At 44.2% G+C, this 13,427-nt stretch carries 8 protein-coding genes and 1 pseudogene; 5 read left to right on the top strand and 4 right to left on the bottom strand.

Going from position 1 to position 13,427, the window contains the following annotated elements; translation table 11 throughout:
* Positions 1-27: 27 nt before the first annotated feature.
* Both BN1044_RS09670 and evgA read right to left on the bottom strand, forming a co-directional pair.
* Positions 28-3,621 (bottom strand): response regulator, encoded by a 3,594-nt coding sequence (locus BN1044_RS09670; RefSeq protein ID WP_081329563.1) that lies wholly within the window; start codon positions 3,619-3,621, stop codon positions 28-30.
* Positions 3,622-3,625: 4 nt separating this feature from the next.
* Positions 3,626-4,240, bottom strand: coding sequence for an acid-sensing system DNA-binding response regulator EvgA (gene evgA / locus BN1044_RS09665; RefSeq protein WP_072308538.1), 615 nt, complete (start codon positions 4,238-4,240; stop codon positions 3,626-3,628).
* Between the two features lie 674 nt (positions 4,241-4,914).
* On the opposite strand from evgA, the gene adiC reads away from it, so the two are divergent.
* The 5 genes from adiC (at position 4,915) to BN1044_RS09640 (ending at position 12,047) form a co-directional block, all read left to right on the top strand.
* The gene (gene adiC, locus BN1044_RS09660) at positions 4,915-6,246 is read left to right on the top strand and encodes an arginine/agmatine antiporter (protein ID WP_072308495.1); all 1,332 of its coding nucleotides are present in this window, start codon (positions 4,915-4,917) and stop codon (positions 6,244-6,246) included.
* Between the two features lie 83 nt (positions 6,247-6,329).
* Positions 6,330-8,636, top strand: a complete 2,307-nt coding sequence (locus BN1044_RS09655; protein WP_072308494.1) for an Orn/Lys/Arg family decarboxylase — start codon at positions 6,330-6,332, stop codon at positions 8,634-8,636.
* Positions 8,637-8,742: 106 nt separating this feature from the next.
* Entirely contained in the window at positions 8,743-9,036 is a 294-nt protein-coding gene (locus BN1044_RS09650; RefSeq protein ID WP_072308493.1) for a YtcA family lipoprotein, read from the top strand.
* 12 nt (positions 9,037-9,048) lie between these two features.
* Positions 9,049-10,068, top strand: a complete 1,020-nt coding sequence (gene mdtN, locus BN1044_RS09645) for a multidrug transporter subunit MdtN (protein ID WP_072308492.1) — start codon at positions 9,049-9,051, stop codon at positions 10,066-10,068.
* A 200-nt stretch (positions 10,069-10,268) separates the two neighbouring features.
* Positions 10,269-12,047, top strand: a complete 1,779-nt coding sequence (locus tag BN1044_RS09640) for an FUSC family protein (RefSeq protein WP_438830565.1) — start codon at positions 10,269-10,271, stop codon at positions 12,045-12,047.
* Between the two features lie 97 nt (positions 12,048-12,144).
* Here the strand turns inward: BN1044_RS09640 and BN1044_RS09635 are convergent, their stop codons facing one another.
* A complete protein-coding gene (locus BN1044_RS09635) occupies positions 12,145-12,573 on the bottom strand; it encodes a hypothetical protein (protein ID WP_072308490.1) in 429 nt (142 codons plus the stop codon).
* Between the two features lie 106 nt (positions 12,574-12,679).
* Positions 12,680-13,427: pseudogene (locus BN1044_RS23570) on the bottom strand (hypothetical protein); the annotation flags it as partial.

Raw genomic sequence — 13,427 nt, 5'->3', positions numbered from 1 at the left:
AAATATGACGCAAAAAACAAGCGTCAATCATGCTTGGGAAAAGCTGTTAATCGCCTCTCTTAAGCGATTTAGCTCAACTTCAAGCTGCTTCATTCCATGTTCAATGACAGAATCATCAGTCTGAACAACTGAATGATTCTCTAACTTTTCCGCTAATTCCTGTAATTTAGTCGCACCAATAATTTGAGCAGTGCCATTAATGCGATGCATATGCATTTTGAATGCGGTCCAATCACCCGCCATTTTGGCTTCCTGAGCAGCTAAGAAATCTTTATTATTTTCTAGCATCGATTGTTCCAACATCTGCTGCATTAATTTTGGATCATTTAATGCCAGCGATTTTAGTGTCGCAATATCAATAAGCTCGTCTAGCTGATAAGTCATATTTACTGATCCCACAGAGGCTAATGCGGAAGCCAATTGTTGTAAATTGATCGGTTTGAAAAGACATGCATTCATGCCAATTGCAAGGCATCGATCTTTTTCCTGCGCTTGGGCATTTGCAGTTAAGCCCCAAATAACGATATCGCTGTCAAAGCCTCGAATATGACGCGTCAAGGTAACCCCATCCATATTCGGCATATTGACATCTGTTATCACCAAGTCATAGCTATGTTCATTTATCAAAATTAATGCATCATTTCCATCGCTCGCCTCATCGACTTTATATCCCAGCGTATCTAATTGACGACGCAGCAGCAGACGGTTAACCGGATGATCGTCAACGATTAATATTTTTAGTTTCTTGGCTGGGTACACCGCAGGCTGCAGTTCAACCGAGCTGATGATATCTTCATGAGATACCGCCGTTACCAGATCGATCGTCATCGTTGTCCCTTGTCCAACCTGACTCAGCAACCCCAACTTTCCATTCATACGCGTCACTAACTCGCGACAAATCAAAAGCCCTAACCCCGACCCTGTCTGCTGTTTACCCGTTTCGGTTTGGCTGTATGGCTTAAAGAGCCGTTCCTGATCTTCTTGGCTAATGCCCGCACCAGTATCTGTCACACGCAATATAAGCTGGGTTTGGCCAGAACGCGTGGCGATGGACTCTGCGCTGACCTCAACCCCACCGTGTTCTGTGAATTTTATGGCATTGCTTAGCAGATTGGAGAGTAATTGCTTGGTTGCCTGAGGATCTAGACGTAAATACTCCCCTTTGACCAGTCGGTTAACAAAGGTGAGTTTGAGCTGTTTCTGCTTGGCAAGACCTTCGAAGCCTCTCATCACCGTCGTAATCAGCACCTCAAGATTGACCCATTCTGGCGATAATTCAAAACTCCCAGACTCGATTTTATTCATATCTAAAATATCGCCGATTAGCCCCAGCAATGACTGAGCCGTGGCGTAGGCCAACGAGATAGACTCTTTATCTTCTTCAGGACTTTGGTTATGGAGAGCGAGTAATTCAAGAAACCCCATCACCGCGCTGACAGGGGTGCGAATTTCATGGCTCATGCTGGCTAAGAAAGTACTTTTCGCCTCATTAGCCTGAATCGCTTTATCCTTTTCAGTTTGCAATGCGCCGAGCAACTGTCGCGATTCCGTCACATCCTGCCATCCACAGATTAGCGTTGGCAGAACATTGTCGGATGGCATAACACAAAGCGTAATCCAATGAATAATATGGCGATCCTCTCGACCATTGTTCAGCATAATGCTGTGCTCAATAACCTTATCAGGGATCAGACCATTTTGAATGTCTCGGTTAAGAACCGAAAAAATATCAGACAGTGGATTACGACTATCAAACAAAGATGTAGAGGTCACATTTTTCTGGTCAGTTGAAAAAAATGACATAAAAGCACTGTTATAGCTTTGAACTTCACCATCGAGAGAAATGGTATAAACCGGTATAGGGATCGAATTAGATAATGTTTTTCTAAAGCTAAGCTGGTTTTCTAAATCCGCCTGAGATTGTTTTCTCATGCGTACTTCTCGTGATAGATACCCGCCCCACAGTAGGAAACTTAAAATAATAAAAACAGACAGCGTTATTACAATATAAAACTGCTTATTATAAAGATGCCAGGTATCAATTTTGATATCAGGAAGTTTAACCCACTTAGACGAAATGAATAATATCGTTTTAGGTGGAATATTATCTAGTGCCTTATTCAATATTTGCTTTAATTCTTGATCTCCACGCGGAACAGCAAAACTGACTAAGGCTGGGGCTTCATCCGCCATGATCTCATATTTGAGTTGGTTGGGATAATAATGGTCTATCATATAGCGGGCAGTTAGCTGCGTTGATATGACCGCATCAATTTTCCCTTCAGCCAACAGATTAAGCCCAAGGCTGGTATTTTCGACCTGCACAAGTTCGATCCCAGGGTATTTAGTATGCAATTTTTCCGTAAGAATATGCATCGTTGTCACCGCCACTTTCATCCCCGGTGACAGCTCAGCATTGCTAGCAGAGGTTCTCACCACGACGGCAAAAGGCGTCGTGATAATAGGATGAGTAAATGAAATCAGCTCCTCACGGCTAGGGCTATATGTCGCCGTAGGGAGTATATTCCAATCACCGTTTAGCATTTTATCAACCATTTCGGTATTGGAATTAGCTGTTACAGTTTCGAACTCTAACCCTGTTTGTAAATGAATAAGATTGAGGATATCCCCTGTCACACCTCTTATTTCATTGTTCTCATCCAATAGCGAAAAAGGCGCGTAATATGGATTAATCAATACTTTAAGTTTAGGATGCTTCTCTAACCAACGCTGTTCCTGAGGTGTTAATGATAAAGATTTTGTTAACAACGCTGGATTACCGCTTTCTAACCACGGCTGAGAAATATGATTAGTAATAGGATTCGTCAAGCCACCTAAAAAATTATTGATAATAGGAATCAAAGGTGATTGCGTATCTAAAGCGATAAATTGATTATGTATCGGCGAGGAGCGCCAGAATTTAATAATACTTAATGTCTGATGGAAATCACGCATTATACTCGTGCCACTGGCAAGATTATTACCAATGAAATAGTTGCTTTTTCCGTTATATAACGAGGCGAACGCTTGATACGCAGTCTCATAGTGAAGAATTTTAGCATTCGGAAATGAAGCTTTTACAAACTGTTCGCTAGGATAACCCTCTGCAATAGCAATGGTTACCGGACTATCCGTATGCAGCGGTTGCATAACATTTTTTTGGGTGGTGACTAAGGTCGGATAAGCGCTAATCATCGGTAAGGACGCAACGAAAGGTGCCGTGGCGTTAAAACCGGTTTTAAGCGAAGTCAGCATCAAATCAGCTTTACCAACTTTGACAGCATTTAGCGCAAGTTTTTCGCTCTCATAGTGGTCAATCTTAACGTTAATACCCAGCGCTCTCTGCAACAAAGACAGATATTCAGCATTCATGCCACGGAAACGGCCGGAAGAGCTATCCAACATCAGCGGAGGCGATTCAGGAGAATAAACGGCAATAACGAGCGTCTTTTTTTCCGCCAGCCACAGTTGCTCGGCAGTACTCAATTTGAGATTAGGGAGCATGGGGCCGCTGTTACTAAAAATCTCCAGTCTTACTGGCTCTTGGTTAGCAGATGCACCCTGAGCAACGAATAACGTTGCAATGATAAACAGCGTAAGTCTGATTGCTCGTTGTAGCATAAAGTCAGCCAATCTTATTTCTATTTGATAAATTGAATAGCTCCATCAGAGACTTACACTCCAGTTTTTCCATCAAACGACTTTTGTAAGTACTCACCGTTTTGCTGCTAATATTCATTTCAGTGGCAATATGGATGTTGTCTACGCCATTTAAAATATAGCGCATAACTTTGATTTCTTGTGTTGATAAAGAATCCAGCTTTTCTTGCTCTGACGTTAACTTACCGACAAAGCTATCTAGCGAAAAAGGAAAATAGCTATAGCCATTACGCGCAGCTTTTACCGCTGCCACAATATTAGACATACCCTTTTTCTTGCTCACAAACGCATTTGCCCCAGCATCAGCGCTACGCTTGCCATAGAAGCGATCGTTTTTAGCAGAAACCACCACGATAATGCAGCTATTTTGCTGTCGTCTTAGCTTCTCGACAACTTCTATACCGCTCAGAACAGGGATATCAATATCGACCACGACAATATCTGGCTGCATTTCTTTAATGACCTGCAGAGCTTCCGCGCCATCTCCAGATTCAGCAATCACGTTGATGTCGTCATTTTCCAGCAAGTTTCTGATTGCCACTCGCGCCAGAGGATGATCGTCTATAATTATCGCGCTCAACTTGTTATTTTCACTCACCATTACCACCTCAAACGTAAATCATACTGTATTGATAAATATAGCGAAAAACCTCAACAGCGATTTCTGTCATGGCTGAGGCCATCACGTTTACCGTGGTGAGCATTCGATCATTTTATTGATGTAGGCAACCTTACACATCCCTTACAGGAACTCGCTTTGCTTGGAAAGGCCCATTGATTACAAACAAGAAGCACGCTATAGCGTCATCTTATAAACCTAAGATTAGCAATATGTTCTAGATAGCGCGAATGTAAACTTGAGTTGATTATATGCTAATAAAATAAACAGCGTCTAAATGAAACCATTAGTTTATACCGTCGATATTCCTCATTGAATTATTTAGCTACCAATTTCACTATCATTATTTCTGCATATATCTTACACATACGCAATCTAACGCCTACATACGTAGGACGCTACCTACTCTTGCAAAATGCCGAGTCTTATATATTTATGCTCCTGCAACCGCTATAGTTTTTTGCATAAATTTCAATTATGAACTGTTCGCTTATTCACTATGTAATGCTGTGTTTATTTATATTAGTTAGGATTTAATATAAACCCCATCATGACTAATAATATTAATACTCATTCAAATAACGTTGTTCATCCAATATTTAATTAAACAAATAGGATCCGTTAAGGTTTTATATATGGCAATTGAATCAGATTCACATAAAGTAGGGCTCATACCTGTCACTTTAATGGTTTCAGGCAATATCATGGGGTCGGGTGTTTTTCTCCTTCCTGCAAACCTAGCATCCACAGGGGGCGTCGCTATTTATGGCTGGTTGGTCACCATCATCGGTGCTTTAGCGTTATCCATGGTGTACGCCAAAATGTCTTCGCTGGATGCAAGCCCTGGTGGATCTTATGCCTATGCTCGTCGAGCTTTCGGCCCATTCATCGGATATCAAACTAACCTGCTGTATTGGTTAGCCTGTTGGGTCGGTAACATTGCGATGGTTGTTATCGGCGTGGGCTATCTCAGCTACTTCTTCCCTGCGCTAAAAGATCCCATGATCATGACGCTGACCTGCGTTTTAGTCCTCTGGTTCTTCGTTATTTTGAACATTATCGGCGCCAAAATGATAACGCGTGTGCAGGCTGTGGCCACGGTGTTAGCACTGGTTCCTATTCTGTCAGTTGCTATTTTTGGCTGGTTCTGGTTTAGCGGCGATACCTATATGGCCGCGTGGAACGTCAGCGGAAAAAGTACGTTGGGCGCAATTCAAAGCACTCTAAACGTAACGCTATGGTCATTTATCGGCGTAGAGAGCGCGTCCGTTGCCGCCGCCGTTGTCAAAAACCCGAAGAAAAACGTCCCGATCGCCACTATCGGTGGTGTTCTGATTGCCGCCGTTTGTTATGTGCTCTCAACCACCGCCATCATGGGTATGATCCCGAATGCGGCATTGCGTGTATCAACATCCCCGTTCGGTGATGCCGCGCGTATGGCATTGGGTGAAACCGCAGGCGCCATCGTGACATTCTGTGCGGCAGCGGGCTGTCTCGGCTCACTGGGCGGCTGGACGCTGCTTGCCAGCCAAACCGCCAAAGCGGCCGCAGACGATGGCCTATTCCCGCCGATTTTCGCCAAAGTGAATAAAAAAGGCGTTCCGGTACAAGGCCTGATTGTACTTGGCGTACTCATGACAATATTCCAAGTTGCCTCGATATCACCTAATGCGGCAGCGCAATTTGGTGTCGTCTCTTCGGTATCCGTTATTTTCACCTTAGTACCTTATCTTTACACCTGCGCGGCATTGCTGCTGGTTGGACACGGGCACTTAGGGAATCAAAAAGGGTTATTTACCTTTATCACATTTATTGCCTTTGTTTATTGCATATGGGCTGTTATTGGCTCCGGCGCACAAGAGGTTATGTGGTCGTTTGTTGCGTTAATGATCGTAACCGCACTTTACGCTCTGAATTATAACCGAACACACAAAAATCCGTTCCCACTGGACGCTCAGGCGGAATAGCAATACTACGTGGCCTAATTATTTTTAGGTCACGAAAAAATAAGAACACAATGAATTTAATAAATAGCTAGATAGGACTAAAAATGATTGAATTAAATCATCTCAAAAAACGTAAAGTGTTAGTGGTAAATAGTAACATTGCAAATAAACAGACCGCTAATGGACAGGCTATCTGTAATTTAATCGAGGCTCTAGAAGAAAGAAATCTCTCGGTTGTTATTGCAACAACCTACACCGATGGGATCGCCAGCATCAGCTCTGACGCCTCTATTTGCTGTGTATTTGTAGATTGGACTTCTGAAGAGAACGATACTGAGTCACACAGCCAAGCATTAAAACTGTTGCAAGAAGTTCGTCGTCGAAATAAAACAGTGCCGGTATTATTGATGGCAGAGCATGCCTGCCTCGAGACGCTAACGCTCGAAACAATGGAGTTAGCGAATGAATTTATCTGGATGCAAGAAGACACCGCAGAATTCATCGCTTCACGCAGCATCGCGTTAATCAAAAAATATTTCGACCAGCTATTACCGCCATTCACAAAAGCCCTATTCAACTACACCAACGGCTCGCCTGAATACTCATGGGCAGCACCGGGTCATCAGGGCGGTGTCGCGTTTACCAAATCGGCGGTTGGTCGTGAGTTCCTTGATTTCTTCGGCGAAAATCTTTTCCGTACCGATACCGGGATTGAACGTGATTCGCTTGGATCGCTGCTCGATCACAGCGGCCCAGTAAAAGACTCCGAAGCCTATGCTGCCAGAGTATTTGGAGCCCACCAAAGCTATTCCGTTCTGAACGGCACATCAGGTTCTAACCGTGCCGTCATGTCAGCCGTCGTTGGAGAGGGCCAATTTGCGCTCTGCGACCGTAACTGTCATAAATCTATCGAGCAAGGGCTGGTGATGACCGGCGGGATCCCGGTGTTCTTCATTCCAACACGTAACCGTTTTGGCATCATTGGGCCGATCCCTAAGTCACAGTTCCAACCAGAATCTATCCAGCAGAAAATCGATGCGCATCCACTGAAACAGCTTGCCGTTGACCCTAAACCGGTTTATTCCGTGGTCACCAACTGTACTTACGACGGTATGTGCTACAACGCAAAACAGGCTCAAGATCTTCTGGCTGAGAGCGTCGATACTATTCATTTCGATGAAGCTTGGTATGCCTATGCACGCTTCAATCCACTCTATCGCGATCGTTTCGCGATGCGTGGAAATCCTGCAGAGCATGACGCAGCCGGTCCAACGGTATTTGCTACGCAGTCGACTCATAAGCTTTTAGCGGCGCTTTCTCAGGCTTCCTACATTCACATTCGTAATGGCAAAAAACCCATTGAACACTCGCGTTTCAATGAGTCTTACATGCTGCAATCCACCACCTCACCGCTGTATGCCATTATCGCGGCCAATGAAATTGGTGCAGCCATGATGGATGACCAGCAAGGCGAAGCGCTGACTCAGGAAGTGATTGATGAGGCGGTCGATTTCCGTCTTGCACTCGCCAAAGTTCACGCCGCCTTTGCCGCTAAAGGGGAATGGTTCTTCTCTCCGTGGAATGCGCCAGACGTGATTGATGCTGCAACGGGCAAAAAAGTGCCGTTCATGAGTGCGTCTAAAGAACAGCTCACCACCGATCCTGAGTGCTGGGTACTTCGTCCGGGCGAAAATTGGCATGGTTTTGAACAGTTGGAAGACGATTGGTGCATGCTCGACCCAATCAAAGCCGGCATTTTAGTACCAGGCATGGGTGACGACGGCGAGATGCAGGAAACCGGTATTCCTGCCGCTGTTGTCACCGCATTCCTGTATCAGCACGGCATCGTTCCGTCGCGCACTACAGATTTCATGGTGTTATGTCTATTCTCCGTGGGGATCACCAAAGGCAAGTGGGGAACGCTGATCAACGTTCTTATCGAATTCAAAAAACACTACGACAGCAATACGCCGCTGTCGGTCTGTCTGCCCGATCTTGCCGCATCTCATGCTAAGAACTATGCCGGTATGGGCATGAAAGATCTGTGTGATGAGATGTTTGCTTACATGAAAACCAGCCAGATGGATAAGCTTCAGGCAGCCGCCTTCAGCCATATCCCAACGCCGGTTAAACTCCCTCGCGCCGCTTTCCAAGATCATATGGCTGGGCGCTGCGAATTACTGTCGCTTGATAGACTTGCCGGACGTATTTCCGCCGTTGGGGTGATCCCTTACCCACCAGGTATTCCGATCGTGATGCCAGGCGAAAGCTTCGGCACCACTGAGCAACCATGGCTGCAATATATTTACAGCATTGCACAATGGGGCAAGAAATTCCCAGGGTTCGAAAAAGAACTCGAGGGTGCCGAGCTGAAAGATGGCCAATATTATATATGGGCACTGAAAGACTAAGTCACCCAATAAAATAATCTACAGAGGAGATTCTTTATGGATCTCTTCTGTTTCATTTCTATTAGCCACTTCGTCACTTTATGAAAAATCCTATGCAGAAATTTATATGCAGAAATTAGCGACTAAATGGATCAAGTTCCATTCAGCAAAAGCGATCGGTTTAGTTTGTATTATTCTGTCTCTAACTGGTTGTTCCTATGCACCATCAATAGTTCTCTTTGGCGCATCTTTTCCTGACTGGCTGATATGTTCAGGCATTGGCGTTATCGCTATGACACTCATGCACACAATATTAAGAAAAGGAGAGCACCAGTGCTGGCTTGAGCCTGCCGTGATTGTCTATCCCTGTGTTACCGCTCTCAGCGCAATGTTGACTTGGTTATTATTTTTTACCCATTAAGAGAAATACAGAATGTCCCTTAAGAATAAATTTTATATTTTTTTTCTCATATTAATAACGCTAATTGCGCTATTCATTGTGATGTTAAAGATCGATGAAGCCCCACAGACTGACGATGCTTATATCTATGCCGATACCATTAATGTGGTTCCTGTTATTGAAGGGCATATAGTAACGATCCCCGTTAAAGATAACCAACTGGTTTCCAAAGGCGATCTGCTGTTTAAAATCGACCCAAGACCCTATGAACATGCCATCGAATCTGGCACCGCTCAGCTTGCTACCTTAGATGAACAAATAAAGCTCGCACAGCGAACCGTTGATGCCCAGCAATACAATGCTCAGGCCGTTTCAGCGAAAGAAGTCAGCGCCAAAGAGAACTACCTGCAGGCACTCAGCACCTACCAACGTATATTGGCGCTTAAAGGCAAGGGATACGTTTCTGCGGAAGAGTTTGATCAAGCTAGAACGGCAAAAAATAGCGCCGAGGCTATGTATAAAGCCTCTCGCAGCGAAGTAGAACAGGCCAAATCAGCGGTAAGCAGCGTAGATGCACTCATTGCGCAGCGTAAAGTTGTCTGCGTGGATATCGCAAAAGCCCAATTAAACCTTGAATACAGTGAAATTCGTGCGCCTTTCGATGGCCGAGTGACGTCCCTGAATACCACAATTGGGCAATATGCGTCGCCGCAGCAGTCGGTAATGACGCTCATTGATACCCAAGCATGGTATGTGGTGGCTAATTTTCGTGAAACCGACCTAAAAAATGTCTGTAATGGCGTTCCTGCGCGCATATACGTCATGGGTGATACCGGTAAATCCTTTAGCGGCAGCGTTGATTCCGTAGGCTACGGCGTATCTCCCCAAGATGGCGGCGTGAGCAACGGCCTCCCTTCAGTAGCACGCACCATCAACTGGGTGCATGTATCCCAACGCTTTCCTGTCAAAATTCGCGTCGATAACCCAGAGCCTGCGCTATTTCGCGTTGGTGCCTCGGCGATTGCCATCGTCTATCGAGATACCGCACCCTAGAGGAAATCAGAATGAAATCATTTGACCTCTTCGTCTCTCGATTTTATCAGGGGCTTGGGTTTTATCCGGGCCGAGCAAATCAGATCCTGCGAACCACCGTGGCCTGTATCATTGTGGTTATTCTCAGCCAAACGTTACAGATCCCCGATCTAGCGCTATCACTTATCGTGGTCTTTTTTGTCACCCAAACCAATATTGTGGTGACCAAACTCACCGGCCTATTTTTTATTATTTCTATCGCGCTGGCCGTAGCAGCGTCGCTGTTAATTTTAAAAATAACTTGGGACGTGCCTTTTTTACGCATTTTACTGGCATCATTGGTGGCTTTTATTAGTCTATTTATGATGCGAGCCTCAAAATATGGCGTGATATTCTACTTAGTTGCTCTAATCGTTATTTTTTCACAAAGCTTTGTTGATGTAAGCTCAGATTCAGAAGAAATCATCAGAAACATTTTATGGGTATGGGTGGCGATGAGCTATGCCATTGCCGTCACTCTCATTATTAATGCTTTATTTCTTCCCTCAGAGCCGGAGAAATTACTCAATAAAACGCTTATATCGCAACTTAACCATATAGCGGATCTCTTAACTCCTGACAATGAACTCAAGAGAAAAGAAAATACCCTCGCCTCGATTGGGCAAGATTTACAATCGCTGTATAAACTACTGCAATATACTAAATCCCGCGATCGACTAAGTTCCAACGATCATACGGCGCAGTTAGCAATGGTGACAATGGTTTCTGAACTACGCTCTCTTTCGTGCCATTTGCCTGTGGAATTGATTAACCCCAAAGCCCGCGACGCGGCCTTAAGTATTAAGTCTGTTTGCGAAGGTATGGTAGCCTGTTTAAAAACTCCCTCAGTTTGCCATACACCAACGATCATCAATACGAATGCTGAAAATGTCACCTTAAACCAAATGGCAAAGGTGATAAATAATTACGATCAAAATAAAAATGTCTCTTACGACAATAGCCCGAGCCAAAAGAAAAATTTCTCATTCTTCGTTCCTGATGCATTCTCAAATAAAATCTATGTTACCTATGCATTAAAAACATTACTTAGCGCGCTGATTTGCTATATTTTTTATACCGCCACTGACTGGTTTGGTATTCACACCATCATGCTGACCTGCCTCGTTGTGGCCCAGCCCGGTTTAGGAAAAACGCAGCGGAAAATCACGCTACGTTTATTAGGTGCTATTGCCGGAAGTATTGCGGCACTGATTGCCATTGTTTTTATTCTGCCAAATTTAACCACGCTATTTGGGCTGCTATTACTTTCAGTTCCTATCTTTATGCTTTGTTCATGGGTTGCCACTGGCCCAGAGAATATTAGCTATGCTGGCATCCAAATGTTGCTGACCTTCTCACTCGCCGTACTCAATGGTTTTACGCCGGTCAACGATCTCACCGAGGTACGCGACAGAATTGTCGGCGTTATTCTAGGCATTATTATCGCAGGGCTGATTCAAACCTTAATCAAGCCCGAAAGAAATGGCGAAGTATTACAGCTTAAACTCGCTGGCCTAATGGACTTAATGAAAACCAGCCTATCCATGAAAAATGCTGCCGAAGATAAACGAGGCGCGTTAATGGTGAGCTTTAAAGGGTGTAAGGATTTAGCCACCGAGATTGCCCTTGAGCCCACTTGGATGAAAGCAGAAGGTTCCCATGATGCAACCTGCCAAAAACTACAGGAGATCCTGCAACAGGCGAAAAGCATGCTGATCAATACCGATTCGGTGGTGCTTTGGTGTCAGCAAAACGCGCCTGTTAACCCCGAAATTGGATGTTTTATCCAGCAAAATGTAGAAAATATCGGCGTTATAGTTAAGCGGCTAAAAACAGGGGGGAAAAACGATAATATGACGCTGCCTGATTTACCGGCAGGGCTATCCAAAGAGGTATCGACTATGCTCACTTTGCTCAGTGACTCAATTTATAGCTTTTGGTTGCTTCTTCGCGAGATATAATTCGTTCTACAATTAATGAGTGAACCATTATTCTGGAACAATAAAGGGAGTCCGTGTGATTACGCGGACTCCCTTTTAATTTGTCATAAATTATCAATCAATGAGCGCCGCCCGCGCGTTTTAGCTTGCAGCTATTCATAAACTCCGCATCTCGGTTTTTAATGACCTCCGCCGTTTTGTCATCAACATCGACGGGAACACCCATATCATTCCAAGCTGATACGCTTAAAACTCGGTATGAAGATAATACGCCATCAACGGGGACCCTAAACTCCAACGTTCCATTGGCTTTTATTGGACCAAGATTGACTACCTTCGCACTGCTTGGCATACAGTTTTTATCAATAGTGATATAAGTCACTGCACTATGCGGCAATGTTTCTGAACTATTATTCTCCATGGTGCCACCAATTTCATAATGCCCATTGGCACCAAGCCCCATATGAAAGGCTAGATTAACGTCGGATTGAGCAAAACAAGTGAAACTTGTGGTAAGGAGTAGGGTTGAGAGAAAATTTAATTTCATTAAGTTACACCTAAATAAATATTATAAAAATAGCAACACCATTTTTATAATAACATTTTACATTGAGACTCCCTTGCGCGTTAAACACGAAAGGGAGTAACAAATACTAAAGTCCTTTTATGCACATTGCGGAATGGGTACCACCATCCGAATCCCCCCAACTGCTAGAGGATAAATTATTACCTAACCCCATACCATAATGTTTATTACTTCCAGCAGCATCTGAAGTCCAATAATCTCCATTTTTAAAACTACTTCCTGTATAATTTCTTTGCGCCCCCCACTCACTCCAAATATAACCTACATTTCCACGAGACGTCGACGACCCAGAAATTTGCTGTCGTGTAGCTAATGTATAACCATTATTTTGGCATAAACGATTCGCAGTTGACCAATCAGTTCCTACAGGATTAGAGTCGCTCATGGTCCACTTATTAAGCGTGAAAGTGTATTCAAGTTTTGTGATGCCATCTTTAGACGTACCGGTGATAGTAACCGGCTTCTTATTTCCCATAGAGATAAAACTCACAACACCATTATTTACAGTCACCCATTGTGCGTCAGCAACCCAAGTATAATTTTCAGCTGAGTCATGCTCGACGTTCAAAGTAAATGCAGCACCAATAAAGCCAATGGTTGGAAAACCACTACTGAGTTCAAACGTATAATCATTAGCTAAAATATTTTTTAGTGCAGGAATTCCAACAACCTTACCAGCATCTCCGCCAGTAGTATTATTGCCGCCGCCAGTCTGCGCGGTGTCTACCGTGGCGCTGTTGCCATACACATCGGCACCGTTTTTAGCCCGTACCGACACTTCCAGCACCTGACCCACATCGCTATTTTGGATGGCA

The sequence above is a fragment of the Hafnia alvei genome, from assembly GCF_900095695.1.
In the GTDB taxonomy this organism is placed as follows: domain Bacteria; phylum Pseudomonadota; class Gammaproteobacteria; order Enterobacterales; family Enterobacteriaceae; genus Hafnia; species Hafnia alvei_B.
Note: the sequence above shows the minus strand (reverse complement) of the source record. Positions and strands in the feature narration are given on the sequence as shown.